We start from the raw sequence: 24505 nt of genomic DNA on the forward strand, positions 1-24505 counted from the left end.
TTCAGGAGTACGAAATGGGTATCTTTGACTGGAAACACTGGATCGTCCTGCTGGTGGTCGTGGTCCTGGTGTTTGGCACCAAGAAGCTGAAGAACTTCGGCAGTGACCTGGGTGAGTCGATCAAGGGCTTCCGCAAGGCCATGAGCGACGAAGAGAACAAGCCGGCCGAGCAGACCCCGCCGCCTGCCCAACCCGTTCCACCGGTGCAGAACACTGCCCAGCAGAACCAGGGCCACACCATCGAAGGCCAGGCCCAGCCGGCTCAAGAGCCGCAGCGGAAAGACTGACCCATGTTCGGCATCAGTTTCAGCGAGCTGCTGCTCGTCGGCCTGGTCGCCCTGCTGGTGCTCGGCCCCGAGCGCCTGCCCGGTGCCGCGCGCACGGCAGGCCTGTGGATCGGCCGGCTCAAGCGCAGTTTCAACAGCATCAAGATGGAAGTGGAGCGCGAAATCGGCGCCGACGAAATCCGCCGCCAGCTGCACAACGAGCACATCCTGCAGATGGAAGAGGAAGCCAAGCGCATCCTCAACCCGATGACGCCACCGGCGCAGCCGCCTGTCACCACCGCAACCGTTCAGCCCCCCGCCGGGCTCGAAGCCAGGCCGGTCGAGACCGCTGCCACCCCGGCCACGCCTTCTGAACCGCCTCAACCGCCGCGAGCCCCATGAGCGAAAATCCGGAACACGACCAGCCAATGCCGCTGGTTTCGCACCTGACCGAACTGCGCACCCGCCTGCTGCGCTGCGTTGCCGTCATTTTCCTGATCTTTGCCGGGCTGTTCTCCTTCGCCCAGCAGATCTACACCTTGGTCTCCGCGCCGCTGCGCGAGCACCTGCCGGCCAATGCGACGATGATCGCCACCGACGTGGCCTCGCCGTTCCTCACGCCGTTCAAGCTGACCATGATCGTCTCGCTGTTCCTGGCGATACCGTTCATCCTCCAGCAGATCTGGGGCTTCATCGCACCCGGGTTGTACCGCCATGAAAAGCGCATCGCCATTCCGCTGTTGGTGTCGAGCATCTTCCTGTTCTACGCCGGCATGGCCTTCGCCTATTTCCTGGTGTTCCCGCTGGTCTTCGGCTTCTTCGCCAGCGCCACGCCGGAAGGCGTGTCGATGATGACCGACATCGCCAGCTACCTCGACTTCGTGATGACGCTGTTCTTCGCCTTTGGCGTGGCCTTCGAAATCCCGGTGGCGGTGGTGCTGCTGGTATGGATCGGCGTGGTCGACGTGAAGTACCTGAAGAAGATTCGCCCCTACGTGATCATCGGCTGCTTCGTGGTCGGCATGGTCCTCACCCCACCGGACATCTTCTCCCAGACCCTGCTGGCCGTACCCATGTGGCTGCTGTTCGAGATCGGCGTGCTGTGCGGCAGCCTGATCCGCAAGCGCAGCGCCCACGACGAAACTGCCAACGACCACAACGACCAGCCACCAGCGACCCAACCGTGAACCTGTTGCTCCTTGAAGAGGCCGACTTCGTCTCGGCCGACCGCGTCGTTCTCGCAGACCGGCGCTTCACCCACATGCAGGACATCCACCGTGTGGCGGTGGGCGACAACCTGCGCGTGGGCCGCATCAACGGCCTGATGGGCAAGGCCACGGTGCTGCGCCTGGAAAAGCACGAAGCCGAACTGGAAGTCGCCTTTGACCAGCAGCCACCGGCCAAGCTGCCGCTGACCCTGGTGCTGGCCGTACCTCGGCCGAAAATGCTGCGCCGGCTGTTCCAGACCGTGGCCACCCTTGGCGTGCCGCGGCTGATCCTGCTGAACAGCTACAAGGTCGAGAAAAGCTTCTGGCAAACACCGTTCCTGCACCCGGACAGCATTCGCGAGAACCTCATCCTGGGCCTGGAACAGGCCCGCGACACCGTGCTGCCCGAAGTGATCATCGAGAAGCGCTTCAAACCGTTCGTCGAAGACCACCTGCCGGCCATCGCCGCAGGCACCCTGGGCCTGGTCGGCCACCCTGGCCCCTACCCCGCCTGCCCGCGCGCCGTGGAGCAGCCCGTGACCCTGGCAATCGGCCCGGAGGGCGGCTGGATCCCCTACGAGGTGGACCTGCTGGGCAAGGCAGGCCTGGCTCCGGTCCAGCTGGGCGACCGCATCCTGCGGGTAGAGACCGCGGTGACAGCGATGCTTTCACGAATTTTCTGACACTCAAGTCAACTTTTACCCATAAAGTTTCCCCTCCCCAGGCCGATTGTCTTGGCAACACAACAATTAATCGTGCTGCCAAGGCGCCGGGGAGTCGTACATGTATCAATGGTTCGCCCAATCATTGGGCAATGTGAGCGTCAATCGCAAACTGGGGCTGGGCTTCGGTCTGGTGCTGCTGTTGACCCTGGCCATCACCCTGGCCGGCTGGCACGGCATGGACAGCATCATCAACCGTGGCGACAAGCTGGGAAACATCTCGGTCATTCAGCAGTACACCCAGGAACTGCGCATCGCCCGCCAGCATTACCAGCGCCAGCCTGACGAAGCCTCGGTGGCAGAGCTGGAAAAAGCCCTGGGCAATCTCGAGCGCCAGGTGCAGCTTATGCTCGGGCAGATCGAGCAGCCCGCTGACATCCAGCGCCTTGAGCAGCAGCGCGAGGCCGTGCGCGGCTACCAGCAGGCGTTCAACGAGCTGAAACAGGCCGGCCAACGCCGCGAGGCCAGCCGCGCCGTGCTAGGCGACACTGCCGACAAGGCCGCGGAGCTGATTGGCCGGGTGCAACGCGGCCTGCTGCAGGGTGGCGATATCAGCCAGTACCAGCACGCGGTGGAAGTCAGCGCCCTGTTGCAACAGGCGCGGTTCCAGGTACGCGGTTACACCTACAGCGGCAACGCCGACTATCAGCAGACGGCGCTGAAAGCTATCGACCAGGCCTTGGCCGAACTGCGCGCGCTACCGGCCAAAGTGCCGGCGGAGCATGCTGCCAGCCTGGACGATGCCACCACCGCCCTGGCAGGCTACCGCGACGCAGTCACCCAGTTCGGCAGTGCCCAGGTCGCCAGTGAGCAGGCCCTGCAGAGCATGGTCGAGCACGGCACGGTACTGCTGCAGACCAGCCAGGCGATGACCACCTCGCAAACCGCTGTGCGCGACGCCGGGGCGGCCCAGGCCAAGACCGTGCTCGCCGTGGCCACCGTGCTGGCGCTGACCCTCGGCCTGCTGGCGGCCTGGGCCATCACCCGGCAGATCATCGTCCCGCTGCGCCAGACCTTGCACGCCGCCGAGCGCGTGGCCAGTGGCGACCTGACCCTGAACCTGCAGGCACAACGCCGCGACGAACTGGGCCAGTTGCAAGCCAGCATGCATCGCATGACCCAGGGCCTGCGCGAACTGATCAGCGGCATCGGTGATGGCGTCACGCAGATCGCCAGCGCTGCCGAGGAGCTGTCGGCGGTGACCGAGCAGACCAGTGCCGGGGTCAACAACCAGAAGGTCGAGACCGATCAGGTGGCGACCGCCATGAACCAGATGACCGCTACCGTGCATGAGGTGGCGCGCAATGCCGAGCAGGCCTCGGAAGCTGCGTTGATGGCCGACCAGCAAGCCCGTGAAGGCGACCGTGTGGTGGGCGAGGCGGTGGCGCAGATCGAGCGCCTGGCCGGCGAAGTGGTCAACTCCAGCGAAGCGATGAACCAGCTCAAGGCCGAAAGCGACAAGATCGGCAGCGTGCTCGACGTGATCAAGTCGGTGGCCCAGCAGACCAACCTGCTGGCCCTCAACGCGGCGATCGAGGCGGCCCGGGCCGGCGAGGCCGGGCGTGGCTTTGCCGTGGTGGCCGATGAGGTGCGCAGCCTGGCGCAGCGCACCCAGCAATCGACCGAAGAGATCGAAGAACTGATTGCCGGCCTGCAGAGCGGCACCCAGCGCGTGGCCAGCGTGATGGACAGCAGCCGCCAGCTGACCGACAGCAGTGTCGAACTGACCCGCCGTGCCGGCAGCTCGCTGGAGACCATCACCCGGACCGTATCGTCGATCCAGGCCATGAACCAGCAGATTGCCACGGCAGCTGAAGAACAGACGGCCGTGGCAGAAGAGATCAACCGCAGCGTGATGAACGTGCGGGATATTTCTGACCAGACCTCGGCGGCCAGTGAAGAGACGGCCAGTTCCAGCGTGGAGCTCGCGCGGTTGGGTACCCACCTGCAAGGGTTGGTGGGGCGGTTCAGGCTCTAGGCTGATGTGTAGGTCGCCTGTACTGGCCTCTTCGCGGGTAAACCCGCTCCCACAGGTACCGCACAGTTCTCAAAATCTGTGCAGTACCTGTGGGAGCGGGTTTACCCGCGAAGAGGCCGGCGCAGGTGGAGTATTCCTAGCTGTTGAAGTGAATTTTCCTACCTGATTATCAGGTCAAGTCCTACAGCTCCGCTGCCGATTGGCAAAGGTGTGATGCCAGCAATGCGCCTGCATCCTCGCCCCCAATCGCACGGAGATTCCTCATGCTCGGCTACCTCAACCGCAAGCTCGGCAACATCAGTGTCGCAGCCAAGCTCGCCCTCGGCTTTGCCGTAGTCCTGCTGCTTACCCTGGCCACCACCGTCAGTGGCTGGCGTGCACTGGATGACGCCATTGTGCGTTCGCAACAACTCAGCGAAATCGGCCTGATCAACGACCTGACCAAAGACTTGCGCGCAGAGCGCATCACTTACCGCGTACTCAACGACAACGCCAGCAGAACGCGGATAGCCAACATTCTCGACCAGCTCAACAGCATGCTGAGCACCTTGCAACAACGTAGCAGCGTGGATGAATCCCGGCAGATGCTGACCGAAAAACTGGCGTTGCTGCAGCGCTTGCGCGACGATTTCAGCGAGCTGGAGAATACTGTCGCCAAGCGTATCGCCCTGCGCCAGGCCATGCAGGCCCATGAGCAGAAGCTCACCGAAGTGATCGACGATCTCCAGACCCAGGCCTTGCTGAGGATGCCTGCCGACAGCCAGCAAGGCGGTGTGCTGGGGCTGATGGACACGCTTGGCCGACATGTCGACGGTGCCAACCAGCAGAGCCTGGTGCCGGCCTATACCTTCTCCCCTGTGGAAAGCTTCGCCAAGGTCGGCGACACCTCCCTGGATGCCGCCGCCAGCAGCCTTGCACAACTGCTCAAAGGCCTTGCTCCACTTGGCTTGCCCCGTGCGCTCACCCAGCAGCCCGGGGAGCAGCTGGCCAAGTACCGCGCCAGCCTGGATGAGTATCGTCGGGCTGCGGTGCGTGTCGAACAGCTGCAAAACAATATGGAGAACATGGGCAACGAGCTGCGCGCGGTAAGCCTGGAACTTGGCAAACGCAAGATTGAGCAGCGCGACAGGGAAGCCCTTGAGGCCCGCTCGCTGCTGACCACTGTAGCCCTGCTGGCGTTGGTCGTAGGCGTTGTGGCCGGCTGGCTGATCACCCTGCAGATCACCCAGCCTTTGCGCCAGACCCTGGCCGTGGCCGGGCGCATCGCCAAGGGCGACCTGAGCCAGGTCGAACCTGTGCAACGCCGCGACGAGATGGGCCAGTTGCAAACCAGCATGCGCGAAATGACCTTGAGCCTGCGCGAGCTGATCGGTGGCATCGACCAGGGCGTCGGCCACCTGTCACAGGCCGCCACACAGCTGGCGGCCAGCAGCGAAGACACCAAGCTGCGCATCAACCAGCAACGCGAGGAAACCGACCAGGTGGCCACGGCCATGAACCAGATGAGCGCCACCGTGCAGGAAGTGGCGCAGAACGCTGAACAGGCCTCGCTGGCGGCGACCAACGCCGACCAGCAGGCGCAGATCGGCGACCAGGTGGTGGCCGAAGCTATTGGCCGTATCGAACAGCTGGCCGGGCAGATGGACCATTGCCTGGCGGCCATGCAGCACCTGGCGGGCGAGAGCCAGCGCATCGGCAGCATCCTCGATGTGATCAAGTCTGTGTCCGAGCAGACCAACCTGCTGGCCCTGAACGCGGCGATCGAAGCGGCACGGGCGGGTGAAGCCGGGCGTGGTTTTGCCGTGGTGGCCGATGAAGTGCGCGGTCTGGCCCAGCGCACCTCGACGGCGACCGAGGAAATCGGCCAACTGATCGACAGCCTGCACAACGGCACCGACGAAGTGACCCGCCTGCTGGACAACAGCAAGAACCTGACCGAGCAGAGTGTGGAGCTGAGCCGCAAGGCGGGGCATGCGTTGAGCCAGATCACCGACACGGTGTCCAGCATCCAGGGCATGAACCAGCAGATTGCCACGGCCAGCGAAGAGCAGAGCGTGGTCGCCGAGCAGATCAACCGCAGTGTGCTGAATGTGCGCGATGTGTCGGATCAGACCAGTGCGGCCAGTGAGCAGACGGCGGCTTCTAGTGGGGAACTGGAGCAGCTGGGGCAGCAGTTGCGGGGGATGGTGGGGCGGTTCAGCATTTGAGATTGCGGGGGGCTGCTTTGCAGCCCATTCGCCGGCAAGCCAGCTCCCACAGGGACCGTACAGTTCTCAGTACCTGTGGTACTCCTGTGGGAGCCGGCTTGCCGGCGATTGGGGCGCAAAGCGCCCCCCCTTCGGTTAAAGCACCTGGCGCAAGAACGCCTGCGCGCGCGGGTCTTTCGGCGAGGCGAAGAATGCGGCCGGCGCCGAATCTTCCAGCAGCTTGCCATGATCGAAGAACAGCACCCGGTCCGCCACTTCACGGGCAAAGCCCATTTCGTGGGTAACGCAGACCATGGTCATGCCTTCCTGGGCCAGGGTCTTCATCACGTCCAGCACCTCGCCGACCATTTCCGGGTCGAGCGCCGAGGTTGGCTCGTCGAACAGCATCACTTTCGGGTCCATGGCCAAGGCACGGGCGATCGCCACCCGCTGTTGCTGACCACCGGACAGGCGTGACGGGTATTCGTTGGCTTTCTGCGCAATGCCCACCTTCTCCAGCAGCGCCCGGGCCTTGGCTTCGCGGTCGGCCTTGTTGCGCTTGCGCACCACCTTCTGTGCCAGGCACAGGTTCTCCAGCACGGTCATGTGCGGGAACAGGTTGAAATGCTGGAACACCATGCCGACTTCGCGGCGGTAGGCGTTGATGTCGGTCTTCGGGTCGGCCAGTTGCAGGCCGTCGATGGCCACATGGCCTTCGTCGAAATGCTCCAGGCCGTTGAGGCAGCGCAGGAAGGTCGACTTGCCCGAACCCGACGGGCCGAGCACCACCACCACCTCGCCCTTGGCGACCTGGGTGGTGACGTTATCCACAGCCCGTACCACGTGGCCACGGGTGTCGAAGACTTTCAGCAGGTCACGGACTTCAATCACTTTGCGCAAGCCTCCGCTCGAGCCGGCTGGCCAGGTGCGACAGCGGCAGGTTGATCAGCAGGTACAGGCCTGCCACGCAGAACCAGATCTCGAAGGTCGAGAACGAGGTGGTAATGGCCTCGCGGCCGCTCTTGGTCAGTTCGGTGATGGCGATCACCGACACCAGCGAGGTGTCCTTGACCAGGCTGATGAACTGGCCGGCCAAAGGCGGCAGCACGCGCTTGAAGGCCTGCGGCAGGATCACGTGGCGCATCGACTGGCCCGCGTTCAGGCCCAGCGAGCGGGCCGCTTCGTTCTGGCCCTTGGCGATGGACTGCACACCGGCACGAACGATTTCGGCCACGTAGGCGCCGGTGAACAGCGCCAGTGCAGCCACCCCGGCAAACTCGCGGGAAAGGTTGAGCACGGTACCGATGAAGAAGTAGAAGATGAAGATCTGTACCAGCAGCGGTGTACCGCGCACCAGCTCGACATACACCGTCGACAGGTCACGCAGCGTAGGGTTGCTGGACAGGCGGCAGAGGCCGGCGAACAGGCCGATCAACAGGCCCAGGGCACCGGATACCACCGAAATCCAAAGCGTGGTCCACAGGCCCCAGGCCAGCGGGCCAGCCGCCCAGTGGCGGGTGACGCCAATCTGGTCGCCTTCGGAAACATCGTCGCCGCGGGCCAGCTGCAGGCTGTCCTTGTCCACATCGAGCACCTGCTCGGCACCGCTCTCGTCTTTCAGCGTGACACGGGCATTGTCGCCAGAGATGACGATGTCCTGCACGGTGCCGTAACCGGCGGCGCGCTGTGCTTCCTCGGCCTTGTAGGCGAAGTACTGCGGTACGCGGTTCCAGCGCCACTCGTAGGAAATCATCGAGGTGGCCATGTACAGGCTGAACGCCAGGCCCACCAGGACCAGGGCAGTCAAACCGTGCCAGGGCCACTGGGCTTTCTTGTGTTTGATCACGTGGGGTACTTCCGTAAATGCGAACGCGCAGGGTTTGCCTGCGCGTCGGGGTCATAAAGCCGGCTTGTGGCCTGGGCCTTATTCCATTTCCTTCAGCCAGTCCTTGTTCTTGAACCACTTGTCGTGAATACGATCGTAGGTCCCGTCATGCTTGATCTGGTGCAGGAAGTTGTTGATGAAGTTGATGCTGTCGTAGTCGCCTTTCTTCAGGCCGAAGGCCAGCGGCTCGTAGGTGAAGGGTTCTTCGAGGAACAGCAGCTTGCCGGCACCGGCCTTGTCCACTGCCACCACGTTGTACGGCGCGTCGTAGACGAAGGCGTCAGCCTTGCCGTTGACCACGTCCATCACCGCTTCCTGCTCGTTGTCGTAGCCGTGGTACTTGGCCTTGGCGATCAGCTTCTTGGAAACCATTTCGCCGGTGGTGCCGAGCTTGGAGGTGATGCGGTACTTCTCGTTGTTCAGGTCCTTGTACGACTTGATCTCGCCCGCCAGTTCCTTGCGGATCAGCAGGGTCTGGCCAACCACGATGAAGGGCTCGCTGAAGTTCAGGCGCAGGTTGCGTTCCTGGGTCAGGGTCATGCCGCTGCCGATCATGTCGAACTTGTCGGTCAGCAGGGCTGGGATGATGCCGTCATAGGCCGTGGATACCGGCTCGAACTTGACGCCCATGGACTTGGCCATGGCTTTGAGGATATCGACTTCGAAGCCGATGATCTCGCCACGCTTGTTGGTCATCTGGAACGGCATGTAGGTCGGGTCCATGCCCACCCGCAGGGTGCCGCGCTTGACCGCGTCATCGATCGCGCCCGCCTGGGCTGCCGTCACGGCGACCAGGGCGGTGACACCGACCAGCAGTCGCGAAAGGTATTTCTTGATCATCACCAAGTCCCCTAGCAAGAAAAGTAGCGAATCTTATTGTTGGCATGGCCGTGGCGGCCGATGCGTCATATCGGAGAGGGATGCTAACGCATGGCGGCTCGGGGACCTAGAGCCGGGGGGGACTTTGTTGGCCAAAATCGGTGGGAGCCCTGAAAAGCTTCGCGGGCACGCCCGCTTCCACAGGTACAGCGCATGCCTCAAAGGCTGTGAGTACCCTGTGGGAGCGGGCGTGCCCGCGAATAGGCCCGATCAGGCGCCGACGAGTGCCGGTTGGCCTTCATTCTCCGGATGCAGCGGCAACAGCGGCGAATGCGGGTCGTTCTTGATCGATGCACGCCACACGTTGATCCACGCCGCATTGTGCTCGGCCCAGACCTGCTCGTGCAGGCGGGTCAGCGCCACCGGGTCGCTGAGCAGGGCCAGGCGGGTATTGAGGTCCAGCCCTTGCGGCCCGACCTCCATCGCCTTGGCCACGCGCTCGACGCGCAGTGCCTCGATCGGCGCCGCCTGACCATGACGGGCAGTGGCCATGGCGCAGGCCAGGGCGTTCTGCCGCGGGTCGACCACAGCCCGCACGAAGCCGTCATGCAGGGCATGCCAGCGGTTTTCGTGGGTGTACTGGTCGGTGGCCAGCAGCTCCTGCGGAGTGGCGTATTCCTCAGGGATGAGGAACAGCTTCTCGTCCTTGGCCGCCAGGCCCAGGCGGGTACGGCTGGAGATCACCGAAACCGGGATCGACAGCACCAGCGAACCAACGATTGGCGCCAGCCACCACAGGAAACTCGGGTTCAGCCAGGCCACCAGCGCCGCCCAGGCAATGCCCAGCAGGGTCTGCGGGCCGTGGCGGCGCACTGCTTCGCTCCACGGCGTGGAGTCGTCGTCACGCTGCGGCGAGTTCCAGGTCGCGGCCCAGCCGAGGAACGCGGCCAGCACGAAGCGGGTGTGGAAGATCATGCGCACCGGTGCCAGCAGCATGGAGAACAGCATCTCCATCAGCATCGACAGGGTGACCTTGATGCGCCCGCCAAACTCGGTCGCGCCCTTGGCCCAGATCAGGATGACGCTGAGCAGCTTGGGCAGGAACAGCAGCACGATGGTGGTGGAGAACAGCGCCACGGCCTTCTCCGGGTGCCACTGCGGCCACAGCGGGTAGAGCTGGTACGGCTCGATGAAGTACTGCGGCTCCATCAGCGTGTTGGTCGCCAGCAGCGCGGTCGACAGCACCAGGAACAGGAACCACAGCGGTGCCGACAGGTACGACATCACCCCGGTGAGGAACACCGCACGGTGCACCGGGTGCATGCCCTTGACCAGGAACAGGCGGAAGTTCATCAGGTTGCCGTGGCACCAGCGGCGGTCGCGCTTGAGCTCGTCGAGCAGGTTCGGCGGCAGTTCTTCGTAGCTGCCCGGCAGGTCGTAGGCAATCCACACGCCCCAGCCGGCACGGCGCATCAGCGCGGCTTCGACGAAGTCGTGGGAGAGGATTGCACCGGCGAACGCACCCTTGCCCGGCAACGGCGCCAGGGCGCAGTGCTCGATGAACGGCTTCATGCGGATGATCGCGTTGTGGCCCCAGTAGTGCGACTCGCCCAGCTGCCAGAAGTGCAGGCCGGCGGTGAACAGCGGGCCGTACACGCGGGTGGCGAACTGCTGCAGGCGCGCATACAGGGTGTCCATGCCCGAGGCCTTCGGCCCGGTCTGGATGATGCCGGCGTCCGGGTTGGCCTCCATCAGGCGCACCAGGCTGCTCAGGCACTCGCCGCTCATGACGCTGTCGGCGTCGAGTACGACCATGTACTTGTATTCGCCGCCCCAACGACGGCAGAAGTCGTCGAGGTTGCCGCTCTTGCGCTTCACCCGGCGCCGACGGCGGCGGTAGAAGATACGGCCGAAGCCTTTGGTTTCGCGACACACGTCCAGCCAGGCCTGTTGCTCGGCCACGGCGATGTCGGTGTCGTTGGTGTCGCTGAGCACGAAGAAGTCGAAGCGATCGAGGTTGCCGCTGGCGGCCACCGACTCGAACGTTGCGCGCAGGCCGGCGAACACGCGCGGCACGTCTTCGTTGCAGATCGGCATCACCAGCGCGGTACGCGCCTCGGGCGCGATCGGCTCGTTGCCAGCACTGCTACCCGAAATCTTGTACTTGTCACGCCCGGTGAGCAGCTCGAGGAAGCCCATCAGCGCGGTCCAGAAGCCCGCCGATACCCAGCAGAACAGGATGCCGAAGAGAACCAGGATGGACGTCTGCAGGGCATACGGCCAAACCTGTACCACGGTGTCCCACAGCGGCTGGTTGACGACTTCGTCAAAGTCCACGAACGACCAGCCCTGGTACGGCAGGATGCCCTTCATGTACCAGCCGGCAACGATGGTCTGGCCGATCATCAGCGCCAGCAGGATGTAGCGGCGGATCGAGCCGACCGTACGCCAGCGGGCTGGCGGCAGCTCGCGCTTGGGCGGCTGCGGGGCGTTGGTGCGGCCGGTCATGCGCCGCCACATGCGGATCAGCACGTTGGTACGCCATGGCTCGGGCACGACCTTGGTGCGCTTGATCGGCGGAGCGATCTTCAGGCACAGGCGGCCGCTGCCGTCGACGCCAAGCATCTCGGCGTCTTCCAGCTCGGCGGCGCTGCCTACGGTCAGGCGCGGGCCCACCGAGGCCTGGACGGCCTCGGCAGAGCTGGCGGCCGGGTTGGCCGCCAGGCGTTGGTGCAGCTCACTGAATGACGTGCAGCTGGCGAGTTCCGCCCGTTGCTCGTCGCTCAGTGGTAGGTGGGCCAGGTACTCGCGAAGCGATTCCGGCCTTGCGCTTGAGTTACTCATCGGCAGGCAACTGATAGCTCCAGGTCTCGGTCAGCACCTTCTCGGTGGTGGCCGGGGTCCCGTTGGTGGGCGCCGCATCGGCGGCAGGTTGTTCGGCCTTGGCAGCTTTCTCGGCCTTGGCTTGCTTGGCTGCAGCCTTGTCCTGCTTGGCGTCCTTGGCAGGCTTGGCGGCTTCGACCGGCACGTCACGCACCAGCGCGGCACGCATTTCGGTCGATTTGTTGGCTTCCTTGACCTTCAAACGCAGGGTCAGGCGCCAGCCCTTGGTCTCAGGGTTATAGCGCAGGTTGTTCTCGACCACCTCGGCGTTGTCGCCCACGCTGATCTGGCTGCGCACGGCGGTGTCTTCCGGCAGGGCGGCCAGCGCCGGGCCGGCGAAGTCGACCAGGAAGGCCACGCTGCCGTCTGGCTGGCGGATCAGGTTGGACTGCTTGACGTCGCCGGTGGAACGCAGGGTCTGCTTGACCCAGCCCAGCTCGGGAGCCTGGAACTTCGGCTCGTCGATGGTCCAGTGCAGGCGGTAGGCGTACTCGAATGGCTTGCCTGGCTCAGGCAGCTTCTCCGGGCTCCAGAAGGCCACGATGTTGTCGTTGGTCTCGTCGGCGGTCGGGATTTCGACCAGGTCGACGGTGCCCTTGCCCCAGTCACCCTTCGGCTCGATCCAGGCGCTCGGGCGCTTCTGGTAGTTGTCGTCGAGGTCTTCGTAGTCACTGAAGGCGCGCTGGCGCTGCATCAGGCCGAAACCACGCGGGTTCTCGACGCTGAAGTTGCTCACGGCCAGGTGTTTCGGATTGTTCAGCGGGCGCCACAGCCATTCGCCGTTGCCGGCATGGATCGACAGGCCTTCGGAGTCGTGCAGGGCCGGGCGGTAGTTGAGGACCTTGGACGGCTGGTTGGGGCCGAACAGGTACATGCTGGTCAGCGGGGCAATGCCCAGGCGGCTGACATGGTCACGCAGGAACACGCGGGACTGCACGTCGACCACGGTGTCGTTGCCTGGACGCAGGATCAGCTTGTAGGCACCGGTGGAGCGTGGCGAGTCCAGCAGGGCGTAGATGACCAGGTGCTTGTCGGCCGGCTTGGGCTTCTCGACCCAGAATTCGGTGAAGCGCGGGAACTCCTCGCCCGACGGCAGTGCGGTGTCGATGGCCAGGCCACGGGCCGACAGGCCGTACACGTGGCCCTTGCCGACCACGCGGAAGTAGCTGGCGCCAAGCAGGGTCATGATCTCGTCCTGCTTGTCGGCCTTGTTGATCGGGTACAACACGCGGAAGCCGGCGTAACCCAGGTTCTTGGTGGTTTCCGGGTCGTGTGGCACGTCACCGAACTCGAAACGGCTCGGGTCGTACTTGATTTCCTCGACCTTGGTGGCGGTGACCTGGTTGATCTTCACCGGGGTGTCGAAGTGCATGCCCTGGTGATAGAACGACAGCTTGAACGGGGTCTTGTCCTTGGCCCACTCGGCCTTTTCCTGCAGGAAATGAATCTTCTGGTAGTCCGCGAACTTCATGTCGCGGAATACGGCCGGCAGGTTGCTTTTCGGTGCTTCGTACTTCTGGCCGGCCAGATCCTTTGCCTTGGCTGCAACATCGTCAAGATTGAATGCCCACAGCTGGCCCGCGCTCATCAGGCCGACCACTGCCACACTGGCCATCAGGGCCTTGCGCAGCCCGGTACCGGGGATTCTTGATGCTTTTTGGGGACTAACAATCACGAGCAACCCTCGCCGAAAACAGATCATGAAACCAACGGCCAGCGACAAATGCCGGGTTGGCGAGCACTGTTCGGACCCCGTGAGGGCGTAATGATTCCCCAAACGGATCCAGACAATGCTCGAGTCAGAGTGAAACGAACCTGCGAACGCAGGTCCATGCAGCGCGCGATTATCCAGCAGGTCGCGTGACAACGCATCAGGCTGGAACAACTATTTATCGTACAAAACCCCTTGTTTTCCTGTGAACAAGGGGTTTTTTACACTCACATTTGTAACATAAATGTTACGGGGCCATCATTGACCAGGTGCACCTGCATGTCTGCACCGAATTGCCCGCTTGCCACATCGGCGTGCCGGGCCTTCGCCTGCTGCAAAAGATAGTCGAACAACTCGGCGCCGAGGGCCGGTGGCGCTGCCGTCGAGAAGCTCGGGCGCATGCCGTTGCGGGTGTCTGCCGCCAGGGTGAACTGCGACACCAGCAACAAACCTCCCCCCACATCCTTGAGCGACAGGTTCATCTTGCCCTGCTCGTCGCTGAACACCCGGTAGTTCAACAGCTTGTGCAACAACTTGTCGGCCTGCTCACGGGAATCTTCAGGCTCGACGGCCACCAGCACCAGCAAACCCTGGTCGATGGCACCTACCACCTCCCCCGCTACTTCCACCCGCGCACCACGCACGCGCTGCAGCAGGCCCCTCATGCTTCTTCCAGGGGCAGGTCGAGCAGGCGCCGGGCCATCTGGTCGGCGGCACGCACCAGGGCATCGGTGATACCCGGCTCGGAAGCCGCGTGGCCAGCGTCACGGATCACCTTCAGTTCGCTGTTCGGCCAGGCCTGGTGCAGCGCCCAGGCGTTGTCCAACGGGCAGATCACATCATAGCGGCCATGCACGATCACGGCCGGCAGGTGGGCGATCTTTGGCAGATCGCGGATCAGCTGGTCCGGCTCGAGGAAGGCGTTGTTCATGAAGTAGTGGCATTCGATACGGGCGATCGACAGTGCACGCTGCGGCTCGGAGAAGCGGTCGACCACCAGCGGGTTGGGACGCAGGGTGGCGGTACGGCCTTCCCAGGTGGACCAGGCCTTGGCCGCGTGCATCTGGGCGATCTGGTCGTTGCCGGTCAGGCGCTTGTGGAAGGCCGTGACCAGGTCACCGCGCTCCTCCGGCGGGATCGGCGCGATGTAGTCCTGCCAGTAATCGGGGAACAGGCGGCTGGCGCCTTCCTGGTAGAACCATTGGATTTCCTGGGGCCTGCACAGGAAGATGCCGCGCAGGATCAGGCCATGCACCCGCTCGGGGTGGGTCTGGGCGTAGGCCAGGGCCAGGGTGGAGCCCCACGAGCCGCCGAACAGCACCCACTTGTCGATGCCAAGGTGCTCGCGGATGCGCTCGAGGTCCTCGACCAGGTGCCAGGTGGTGTTGTTCTCCAGGCTTGCGTGCGGCGTGGAGCGGCCACAGCCGCGCTGGTCGAAGGTGATGATGCGGTACAGGGTCGGGTCGAAGTAGCAGCGGCTCTGGGCGTCGCATCCGGCGCCCGGGCCGCCGTGGATGAATACCACTGGCAGACCTTCTGGCGAGCCGCTTTCGTCGACATACAGCACATGCGGCGCTTCCACGGCCAGATCGTGCCGGGCGTAGGGTTTGATCTGCGGGTACAGGGTCTGCATTGCGCACTCCGTGTGAGGATTATTCGGCCGTGGGCCATCATAAACCTGAATTGCGCTTTGAGCACTGCCCGCGCTGATGCCGCCGCACCTCAAGGGCACATATATCTACCTCCAGCAGCTCAGGCAGGCCCGCGATAGTCCCTCGCCCCAAAACAAGCAAGGGCCTCGCCATGCCAACTGCAGTCACTGCCGTGCCTAGTGTTCATTACGCCACCATCGAGCGCAGAATCCCCACCTGGCTCAAGCAGGCTCCCCCAGAAACCCGACGTGCGTTGCGCAACTGGCATCAGCCCCCTGCCTGGCTGGTGACGGCACTCCAGCAACAACCGGAGGTCGCCAAGGCATGGCAGGAAGAGCACGCACGCCACCGCGAGCACCAGGTGCAGGTGCACAAGCTGTTCGAACAGCTTCCAACCCTGGAAACCTACGCCACCAAGGCACTCACCGATGCCATCAAGCAGCGATTCAGGCTTGACCTTGATGTGCGCAACACCTACCTCGTCGATGCCCGCCTGATCGAAACGACCGATGCTATCGACAGCCGCCAGGCCGTCGACCGGGCTACACGCTCGCTGCTGCACTGCGCCTTGCACAACTTCGACCAGGCCGCCGCTGCCGAACATGGCATGGACGCGCCCGCCGCCCTGCTCAAGAGGTCGGTCATCGTCGATCACCGGCGCTTCATGGGCACCGTGCCGATCACCAATGCACTGGGTATCGCCGCCGAAGACTTCGCCGACTTGTGTCGCACGCTGGATATCGGCGGCAAGTATCACGAACAGGTACATGCCATCTACTACCCGGCGGCCACGCCGTCACTCGGCGCCGATGAAGCCGCACTGGCCGTTTATGAAACCCTGGGGCGTGCCGAGGTATCGGCATTCCGGCAATCCCTGCATTTCGCGCGCCTCAAGGGCGATATCAGCGAAGCGCTATATTCCGCCGCTCTCGCCACACCACTTGACCAGGCGCCATCGCCCTCTTCGCCGGTGACATTCAGCTTGCTCGAGTTGTGGGAAGTCGAGCTGACCGGCGTTGTGCTCATTACCCTGCAAGCTGAAGGGCATCAGGCCGTGGCGCTGTACATCCCTGAAGACAACACCACGCCCCTCAAGGAGTTCACCAGCCAGCAAGCCATGCACGACGAATTGCGCGACAGGCTCCAAGCCGATATCGGCTACCTGGACAAGCACCTCGCCGACCGCGACAAGGCGCCGATAACCACCCGCCTGAAGGACCGGCTCATGCCCCTCGCCTGGAGTGCCCGCGGCTTGCATGAACGTGTTCCGGACCCGCACGCCACCCTGTATCCGGTCATGAAGCCTTTCAGCCACGCCTTCCAAGGCGTGATGGCTTTCCAGAAGGCCCAGCGTCATGAAAAGGATGTGCTGTTCCACGCCACGCCAACCGAAATCGTCGACCGGCGCACCACGCAAGCTCACCGGGAACTGATCGCCGGCCGTGTGCTTACGGCCTTGAACATCGCCGGCTTCTTCGTGCCGGGGCTTGGCGAGGCAATGCTTGCCGTTTGCCTGGCCCAGCTGGCCCATGAGGTGTATGAAGGGATCGACGCCTGGGAAAACGACGAGCGTGATACGGCCTATGGCTATCTGCTCGATGTGATCGAAAACGTGGCCGTCATGGCCGCCCTCAGCGCAGCAGCCAAAGCATTGAGAGGCTCGCAGGGCAGCGAAACCGGCACGCCTTCGGAAGGTCCGGCGGTAGAAGAGCCAGAGGACGAGGAACCAGGGATAGCCCGTATTCCTGTAGAAACGCCTTCATTCATCGAAGAACTGGAAGACGTGGAAACATCCGATGGTCAGATGAGGCTGTGGAAACCCGACCTCACGCCCTACCAGAGCTTCGAGAAACTGCCCCATGACCTGGTACCGGACGAACTGGGCCTACGGCATCACCAAGGCAAACGCTGGCTGGTACTGCAGGGCAATCAGTACATCGTCAGCCAAACGCCAACGACTGGTGAATATCGTTTGCAACACCCTGCAAGTCCTCGCCGTTACCAGCCGCCAGTGCGGCACAACGGTGCCGGAGCATGGTTGCACGTTACCGATAAGCCACTGAGTTGGTCGGGCATGACACTCCTGCGCCGCATCGGCCACTTGAGTGGGCACTTCGACGAGCCGACGCTGCAACGGATTATCGCCGTCAGCGGCGTACACGAAGACGAGTTGCGCCGCGCCCTGGCCGAAAGCCAGCGGCTGCCGGCCTTGCTGGAAGACACCCTGCAACGTTTCAAGCTGGACGAAACGGTCCGCCAGCTGGCGGACGAGAGCACTCGGCCCGCTGAGTTTGCCAGGGCCTACGCCGGCCTTTCGCGCGACCTGGCGCCGGGCGCCGAGGCCATCCAGAGGGCGTATCCGAAATTGCCGTCAGCAGTCGCCAATGAGCTGGCGCGCGAGGCCAGTGCCAACGAACTGCAGATACTCGACAACGGCAAGGTACCACTGCGCCTTGCCGAAGAGGCCCGCATCTACCAGCAACAAATTCGCCTTGCCCGCGCCTGCGAAGGGCTGTACCTGGCCAGCGTGCCGAACTGGGATAGCGACCTGTTGATCATGCATACGCTCGAACGCTTGCCAGGCTGGCCTGCACAAACCAGGCTCCGGCTGCTCCAGCGCATGTCCTGGCCGACCCAGGATCATGCCATAGGCACACTGGACACCCGCCCATTCAAGACCATCACCCATGCCCAGGCAGGGTACATCGTCCACGACGAAAGCCTGCCCAGTGCGGCGGTCAAGGTGTATTCAAGCCTTTACGCTGCATTGTACGAGGCACTGCCAGCGGCCATGGCAAGCATGGACATCGCCGATCAACAAGCGCTGCAGCGCCTTGTACAGGAAAGCCCGTTGCTGCCCCGCCCGGCCTTGAGGGTGCTGCTGGGCATGCAGCCCGTACGCCCAGGCTACCGTTCTCCCATGCGCCTGGCCGATGGCCGCCTGGGCTACCCGCTCAGTGGCGGCGGCCCGGCCACCCATGGCATCACCCGCCAGCGTCTGCTCGAAGCTATCGAAGCCACAGGGCTCGCCGAACGCACCGGCCGCTCGGCGGATCAGGTTCTGCTGGCACTTGCCAGCCGCGGCCGTACGCAACTGCAGATATTCGAACATTTGCAGACACTACTGGAGCAGCGCAACGAGCTGCAAAGCAGCCTGGACGATTGGAGCGAAGCCATTTCGCCGGCAAGCGACCAGGCAGCACAGGACTACGACAGCCTGCGTGACTCGATCATGCAACATTGGTACGACACTGCGCTGGACGAGAGCACCGGGCCCACCACAGAACTGCGTATCGCCCGCGTCCCCCTTGCCGACGTGCCCCTCACCTTGCCCGCTTTTTTCAACGCACGCGTGCGCAGCCTGAGCCTGATCGACTTACCGTCAGGGTCCTTGGCAGGCTGGGCGCAAAACGAGCGCCTGCTGCAACGCCTGCTCAGGCAGATGCCGCAGATCGAGTCGCTGGAAATCAGCCGTCCGTTTGACCCCAGGGCAACACCCTCGCCCTTCCTGTTCAGCGTGCCCACCATCACCGAGTGCCTGCCAGGGTTGCAACGACTGGTGCTCACCAACCAGAACATGACGCTCTCCGAAAGCGACCTGAACCTGCTGTCAGGGCTTCGCCAATTGAGATACCTCGACCTGAGTGGTAACCGGCTGGCGCAGAGCAACAGGCCAAGCTTCCATGAGCTGACCCTGGATTACCTGGGCCTGGACCAGATGCAATTGGCCCAATGGCCGATCGGGATTGGCAGCGACGCACTGGCGCGCATTGCCCACCTGTCATTGCGCCACAACAATCTCAGGTCGTTGCCCACGTTCCTGCTTCATGAAGCAGACATGCTGACCACCCCACCGGTGATCTCGCTGGAAGGCAACAGCATCAATGAATCCCACCTGCAGCGCTTGTTGCTAAACGAGCACGTCGACACCTCGGGTATCACCACGGACCAGCCAGCAGCACTTTCCGAACAGCTCGCACGCATTCGCGATGAGCGACGGCAGATGCGCGATGCGATCGATGGCTGGGCCCAGGCATCCAGTTCGAGCAACCCATTGACCCAGGCCGCACTGGCGGACAGGCAGCGTATCGCGTCAGCGATCGATCAATTCTGGGAACAACAGGAGCAGGGCCAGTCATACCTGCGCCTGCAACTCGAGGACGTGGCCATCGAGCATTTCCCCAGGCGGCTTCCAGCGTTCTTCGGCGCCCGCGTACGTGCACTCAGCCTGACGCGGTTGCGAGGCAGCACCTCACAGCTCGATGAACTACTCAGCCGGTTCCCTAACATCAGCCGGCTGACCATCGATGAACACCAGGCCGCCATGCCCTCGCTGGCATCCGCCCTGGCTCGCCTTCCCCAACTCACCTACCTGGAGTTTCGCAACATGGGTCTGGAGGTCGACCAGGCCATGATGGACATTTTCGCAGGGCTGCGAAACCTGACCTCGCTGGACCTGTCGGGCAACCGTGCAGGCAACATCGACCATGTGCCCGCATCGCTGGCCAGCAACCTGCAGTCACTCGCATTGACCAACATGAACCTGCAAGCCTGGCCCAGCTGGTGTGACAGTTTGCTGCCACTGGAACTTCTGGACCTGAGCTCGAACAACATCACCCAGTTGCCCGAGCACATCCTGACGAACCTGAACAATCCCATGCCAATCTCGTCGATCGCCTTGTTCGACAACCCGCTGCCTCTTGAAACCATCCTGCGGGTACGCACGTTCTCGGACAGCCAGCACAGCTATTCCTTTGCCCTGGATATCCCCGACGACCTGATGTTCTTCGATTCTTCCAGCGAAGGATCTCTCGACCACCCTCACTTCCCACTGCTGGGCGATGATACGCCCAGGCTGGAGGACTGGATGCTGGGTAGCGAAGCACAGAATGCCGCATTGCAGGACTGCTGGGAGCGGCTCGAAGGCAGTGATCTGTTGCGTCTGGCGGGCCGTTTGCACAATGCCGCCCCATACGTTGACCCGAATACGCGAGCCACCTTCTGCGAACGGGTGCGCTTGATGCTGGTGGTGGCTGCAAGCAACGAAACCGAACGCCCGATCATGGAGAGCATCGCCGCAGCGGCATTGCCAGACCCGGTAACCGGCTCGCAGACCTGCCATGACGGAGCGCTGCAGGAGTTCAACAATATTGAACTGTACCTGATGAGCCAACGCCTGTTGGTCGACGCCGGCGATTCCCTGCAAGCACTGCGTCGTCGCCTGTTGCAGCTTTTCCGGATCGAACAGCTGGAGCTGCTGGCCAACCAACGGACCGGCTCGGGTGACCTGGTCTCGGTACGCCTGGCCTACCGCCGGGAACTGGCCAGGGAACTGGACCTGCCGATCGCCGACAGCATGCGCTTTCGAGGTGCTGCGAACCTGGCGCGCGATGAGCTATCCAGTGTGCTGGAAAAGGTCCGGAAAAGTGAACTGAGCGATGCACTGGTCGACTACATGCTGGCGAATACGGACTGGACCACGCGCCTGCGCGCCGAGTGTGCCGACCGCTTCGCCGAAATAGACGCACGTTTCCGCCTGCGGGTGCTCGAGCTGGCCAGCAAGGACCACTCGCTTCAGGACGAGTTGAACTTGCAGCAAGGCCTGCAAGATGACAAGGACCAGGAAGAGAAGGAGCTACTGCGCGAACTTACCATCAAGCAGATCAACAACAACTGACCCGTAGTGACTGGCGACGCGCATGGCCTGCATCGCGTCGCCATTCTTACTGGCGAACTTCACCGCCCGTAATGCGCCTTGCCCCAGTCCAGCACTGCCTGCAGAAGCTGCTTCAACACCTCCTGTGTCGGCCGTGCCAGGTCTTCGCGGTAAGCGAACGGCTCGGCTTCTTCCATGTAGGTGCTCTGCGCCAGCTCCAGCTGCACCGCATGGATGTGATTGGCCGGATCGCCGTAATGCCGGGTGATATGCCCGCCCTTGAAGCGGCCATTGAGCACATGGCTGTAGCCTTGGGCCTGGGCGCACACCTCTTTCAGCCGTTCGGCCAGAGCCGGGTCGCAACTGGCGCCGTTGAAGGTGCCCAGGTTGAAGTCCGGCAGCTTGCCGTCGAACAGGTGCGGGATCAGCGAACGGATCGAATGGGCGTCCCACAGCAGGGCGTAGCCGAACTGCTCGCGCAGCCGCGCCAGCTCGCGACGAATCGTGTCGTGGTAGGGGCGCCAGATCTGCTCCAGATACTGCTTGCGCTCCTCGCCTGTCGGCACCAGCCCGTCCTTGAACAATGGCTCGCCATCGAACAGCGTGGCCGGGTACAGGCCGGTGGTGGCACCAACGTACAGTGGCTTGTCGTCATCCGGCCGGTTCAGGTCGATGACGAAGCGGGAATACTCCGCCGCCACCACGCTGGCGCCCATGTCACGGGCAAAGTCATACAGCCGTGGAATATGCCAGTCGGTGTCCGGCAGGCTGCGCGCCTGGTCGACCAGGCCGTCTCGTACCGCCGGCGACAGTTGCAGGCCGGCATGGGGCATGCTGATCAGCAGCGGCAGGCGCCCCTGGTGAAAACTCAGTACCTTGTCCATCGTGCCTCACTCAGTTGGAAATCTCGTGGCCCTTGCGCACCACGCGCTTGGGCAGGTCGCCGCCCAGCCAGTAGGCCAGGTCGGCGGGGCGTTCGATCTGCCAGGCGACGAAGTCGGCGACCTTGCCCACTTCCAGCGAGCCGTGGCTGTCGCTCAGGCCCAGCGCCGTGGCGGCGTGCACGGTGACACCGGCCAGGGCTTCTTCCGGGGTCATGCGGAAGCAGGTGCAGCCCATGTTCAGCATCAGCCGCAGCGACAACCCTGGCGAGGTGCCGGGGTTGAGGTCGCTGGCCAGGGCAATCTTCACGCCGTGGCGGCGCAAGGCGTCCATCGGCGGCAGCTGGGTTTCGCGCAGGAAGTAGAACGCGCCCGGCAGCAGCACGGCGACCGTGCCGGCTTTTGCCATGGCAATGGCGTCTTCCTCGGTCATGAATTCCAGATGGTCAGCCGAAAGCGCCTGGTAGCGCGCCGCCAGGCTGGAGCCGTGCAGCGACGACAACTGTTCGGCGTGCAGCTTGACCGGCAGACCCAGCTCGCGCGCCTTGATGAACAGCCGCTCGACCTGGGCCGGTGAGAACGCCAGGTGTTCGCAGAAGGCATCCACTGCGTCCACCAGGCCTTCGGCGGCCAGGGCCGGCAGCATTTCATCGCAGATGTGCGCGATGTAGTCGTCAGCCCGGCCGACGTATTCCGGCGGCAAGGCATGGGCTGCAAGGCAGGTGGCGAGCACCGCCAGCGGCAACTCGTCGGCCAGGCGCCGGGCCACGCGCAGCATCTTGCGCTCGTTGGCCAGGTCCAGGCCGTAGCCGGACTTGATCTCGATGGTGGTCACGCCATCGCGCATCAGCGCCTGGACCCGCTGGCGAGCACTGGCGAACAGCTCGTCTTCGCTGGCCGCGCGGGTGGCCCGCACGGTGCTGGCGATGCCACCGCCCTGTGCGGCGATTTCGGCATAGCTCACACCCTGCAGGCGCTGCTCGAACTCACCGCTGCGGTTGCCACCGAACACCGCGTGGGTGTGGCAGTCGATCAGCCCCGGGGTGACCCAGGCGCCGCCCAGGTCCACCGTACGCTCGGCATCGACCGACGCCAGGTCGACGCGTGGGCCGATCCACTCGATCAGCCCGGCGTTGGTGACGATGGCTGCGTCCTCGATGGCCGAGTAACGGCCCTCGGCCATGGTTGCCACATGGCAGTGCTGCCAGACGGTTCTCATACATTGACTCCTGTACTTAGCGGTGCAGCTCGGCAGGTTCCGCTACCGGTTCGCCCTGCCCTGCGCGCGGCTTGCACCACAGCAGGTAGGACGCCACCAGGAACACCACCCAGACCACGCCGACGAGCAGTGCCGCCTGGGTATCCGGGAAGTAACCGAGCACGCCAAAGATGAACACCATGAACGCAATGGCCATGGCCGGGCCGTAAGGCCAGAACGGTACCGGGAACTGTAGCTGGGCCACTTGTTCACGGCTCATGCTGCGGCGCATGGCCACTTGGGTGAGCAGGATCATCAGCCACACCCACACGGTGGCGAAGGTAGCGATCGAGGCGATCAGCAGGAACACGTTCTCCGGGATCAGGTAGTTGAGCAGCACGCCGATCAGCAGCGCAGCACCCATCACCACCACGGTCATCCACGGCACGCCGTGCTTCGACAGCTTGCTGAAGCCGCGCGGTGCGTGGCCTTGCTGGGCCAGGCCGTACATCATGCGGCCGGCGCCGAAGATGTCGCTGTTGATGGCCGAGATCGCGGCAGAAATCACCACGATGTTCAGCACCGCGGCGGCAGAGCCGATGCCCAGGTTACTGAAGATCTGCACGAACGGGCTGCCCTGGCTGCCGATTTGCGGCCATGGGAACAGGCACATCAGCACGAACAGGGTGAGCACGTAGAACAGCAGGATGCGCAGCGGCACGGCGTTGATCGCCTTGGGGATGACCCGCTGCGGGTCCTTGGCCTCACCGGCGGTGACACCGATGATCTCGATGCCGCCGAACGCGAACATCACCACGGCAAAGGAGGCGATCAGGCCACCCACGCCATTGGGCATGAAGCCGCCGTGGTCGAACAGGTTGCTGACACCCACGGCCTGCCCGGTGCCAACCTGGCTGAAGCCGAAGGCCATGATGCCGAGGCCGGCCAGGATCATCGCCACGATGGCGCCGACCTTGAGCAGCGACAGCCAGAATTCCATTTCGCCAAAGACCTTGACGTTGCACAGGTTGAGGCCGCCGATCAGGAAGACGATGCCCAGCACCCAGATCCAGCGGGCCACTTCCGGGAACCAGAAGCCCATGTAGATACCGAAGGCGGTGACGTCGGCGATGGCGACGATGACCATCTCGAAGGCGTAGGTCCAGCCGAGGATGAAGCCGGCCATGGGGCCGAGGTAGGTGCTGGCGTAGTGGCCGAACGAGCCGGCGACCGGGTTGTGCACAGCCATTTCGCCGAGGGCGCGCATGACCATGAACACGGCGGCGCCGCCGATCAGGTAGGCCAGCAGCACAGCCGGGCCGGCCATCTGGATGGCCGAGGCGGAACCGTAGAACAGCCCGGTGCCGATGGCGGAACCGAGGGCCATGAAGCGGATGTGGCGGGCACTTAGCCCGCGTTTTAGACCTTGAGCTTGTTGCATGTCACGTCCTTAAATTGTT

17 protein-coding genes are annotated in these 24505 nt (G+C 63.6%); 7 read left to right on the forward strand and 10 right to left on the reverse strand.

Annotated features, from left to right (window positions below):
- The first annotated feature begins 14 nt into the window (after nucleotides 1–14).
- The 6 genes from ABX298_RS08500 to ABX298_RS08525 all read left to right on the forward strand — a co-directional run bounded on the left by ABX298_RS08500 (nucleotide 15) and on the right by ABX298_RS08525 (nucleotide 6381).
- The gene (locus tag ABX298_RS08500) at nucleotides 15–287 is read left to right on the forward strand and encodes a twin-arginine translocase TatA/TatE family subunit (protein WP_025340917.1); all 273 of its coding nucleotides are present in this window, start codon (nucleotides 15–17) and stop codon (nucleotides 285–287) included.
- Nucleotides 288–290: 3 nt separating this feature from the next.
- Nucleotides 291–668, forward strand: coding sequence for a Sec-independent protein translocase protein TatB (tatB, locus tag ABX298_RS08505; protein ID WP_025340918.1), 378 nt, complete (start codon nucleotides 291–293; stop codon nucleotides 666–668).
- Nucleotides 665–1453 (forward strand): twin-arginine translocase subunit TatC, encoded by a 789-nt coding sequence (gene tatC, locus ABX298_RS08510; protein ID WP_085663492.1) that lies wholly within the window; start codon nucleotides 665–667, stop codon nucleotides 1451–1453. The genes tatB and tatC overlap by 4 nt, the downstream gene beginning before the upstream one ends.
- The gene (locus tag ABX298_RS08515; RefSeq protein ID WP_367394297.1) at nucleotides 1450–2157 is read left to right on the forward strand and encodes a 16S rRNA (uracil(1498)-N(3))-methyltransferase; all 708 of its coding nucleotides are present in this window, start codon (nucleotides 1450–1452) and stop codon (nucleotides 2155–2157) included. The genes tatC and ABX298_RS08515 overlap by 4 nt, the downstream gene beginning before the upstream one ends.
- A gap of 100 nt (nucleotides 2158–2257) precedes the next feature.
- Nucleotides 2258–4174: a methyl-accepting chemotaxis protein gene (locus ABX298_RS08520; RefSeq protein WP_367394298.1), complete on the forward strand. Its 1917-nt coding sequence runs from the start codon at nucleotides 2258–2260 to the stop codon at nucleotides 4172–4174.
- 263 nt (nucleotides 4175–4437) lie between these two features.
- Nucleotides 4438–6381: a methyl-accepting chemotaxis protein gene (locus tag ABX298_RS08525; RefSeq protein WP_075046602.1), complete on the forward strand. Its 1944-nt coding sequence runs from the start codon at nucleotides 4438–4440 to the stop codon at nucleotides 6379–6381.
- A 135-nt stretch (nucleotides 6382–6516) separates the two neighbouring features.
- Here the strand turns inward: ABX298_RS08525 and ABX298_RS08530 are convergent, their stop codons facing one another.
- The 7 genes from ABX298_RS08530 to pip all read right to left on the reverse strand — a co-directional run bounded on the left by ABX298_RS08530 (nucleotide 6517) and on the right by pip (nucleotide 15291).
- On the reverse strand, nucleotides 6517–7251 hold the full coding sequence (locus tag ABX298_RS08530) for an amino acid ABC transporter ATP-binding protein (RefSeq protein ID WP_013974550.1): 735 nt from the start codon (nucleotides 7249–7251) through the stop codon (nucleotides 6517–6519).
- Nucleotides 7244–8206 carry an amino acid ABC transporter permease gene (locus ABX298_RS08535; protein WP_015272097.1) on the reverse strand — a complete coding sequence of 321 codons (963 nt, stop codon included), beginning with the start codon at nucleotides 8204–8206 and terminating at the stop codon, nucleotides 7244–7246. The genes ABX298_RS08530 and ABX298_RS08535 overlap by 8 nt, the downstream gene beginning before the upstream one ends.
- Before the next feature lie 78 nt (nucleotides 8207–8284).
- Nucleotides 8285–9082: a transporter substrate-binding domain-containing protein gene (locus tag ABX298_RS08540; protein WP_024087841.1), complete on the reverse strand. Its 798-nt coding sequence runs from the start codon at nucleotides 9080–9082 to the stop codon at nucleotides 8285–8287.
- Between the two features lie 252 nt (nucleotides 9083–9334).
- A complete protein-coding gene (mdoH, locus tag ABX298_RS08545; RefSeq protein WP_025340923.1) occupies nucleotides 9335–11908 on the reverse strand; it encodes a glucans biosynthesis glucosyltransferase MdoH in 2574 nt (857 codons plus the stop codon).
- A complete protein-coding gene (locus tag ABX298_RS08550) occupies nucleotides 11901–13622 on the reverse strand; it encodes a glucan biosynthesis protein G (protein ID WP_204249907.1) in 1722 nt (573 codons plus the stop codon). Before ABX298_RS08550 ends, mdoH begins: the two co-directional genes overlap by 8 nt.
- Nucleotides 13623–13885: 263 nt before the next feature.
- Nucleotides 13886–14323 carry a D-aminoacyl-tRNA deacylase gene (dtd, locus tag ABX298_RS08555; RefSeq protein WP_025340925.1) on the reverse strand — a complete coding sequence of 146 codons (438 nt, stop codon included), beginning with the start codon at nucleotides 14321–14323 and terminating at the stop codon, nucleotides 13886–13888.
- A complete protein-coding gene (gene pip / locus ABX298_RS08560; protein WP_013974556.1) occupies nucleotides 14320–15291 on the reverse strand; it encodes a prolyl aminopeptidase in 972 nt (323 codons plus the stop codon). Before pip ends, dtd begins: the two co-directional genes overlap by 4 nt.
- Nucleotides 15292–15461: 170 nt before the next feature.
- Here pip and ABX298_RS08565 point away from each other — a divergent pair, with 170 nt between their 5' ends.
- Complete coding sequence (locus tag ABX298_RS08565; RefSeq protein ID WP_367394299.1) at nucleotides 15462–20987, forward strand: DUF6543 domain-containing protein; 5526 nt, start codon at nucleotides 15462–15464, stop codon at nucleotides 20985–20987.
- Nucleotides 20988–21046: 59 nt separating this feature from the next.
- On the opposite strand, the gene hutG is transcribed toward ABX298_RS08565, so the two are convergent.
- The 3 genes from hutG to ABX298_RS08580 are packed head-to-tail and all read right to left on the reverse strand — an operon-like array spanning nucleotide 21047 to nucleotide 24486.
- Nucleotides 21047–21850 (reverse strand): N-formylglutamate deformylase, encoded by an 804-nt coding sequence (gene hutG / locus ABX298_RS08570; RefSeq protein WP_112249571.1) that lies wholly within the window; start codon nucleotides 21848–21850, stop codon nucleotides 21047–21049.
- Nucleotides 21851–21860: 10 nt separating this feature from the next.
- Complete coding sequence (gene hutI / locus ABX298_RS08575) at nucleotides 21861–23066, reverse strand: imidazolonepropionase (RefSeq protein ID WP_367394300.1); 1206 nt, start codon at nucleotides 23064–23066, stop codon at nucleotides 21861–21863.
- Between the two features lie 16 nt (nucleotides 23067–23082).
- Complete coding sequence (locus ABX298_RS08580; protein WP_075046609.1) at nucleotides 23083–24486, reverse strand: amino acid permease; 1404 nt, start codon at nucleotides 24484–24486, stop codon at nucleotides 23083–23085.
- Between the last annotated feature and the right edge of the window lie 19 nt (nucleotides 24487–24505).

This window comes from Pseudomonas sp. X4, from assembly GCF_040784925.1.
GTDB classification, from domain to species: Bacteria; Pseudomonadota; Gammaproteobacteria; order Pseudomonadales; family Pseudomonadaceae; genus Aquipseudomonas; species Aquipseudomonas putida_Z.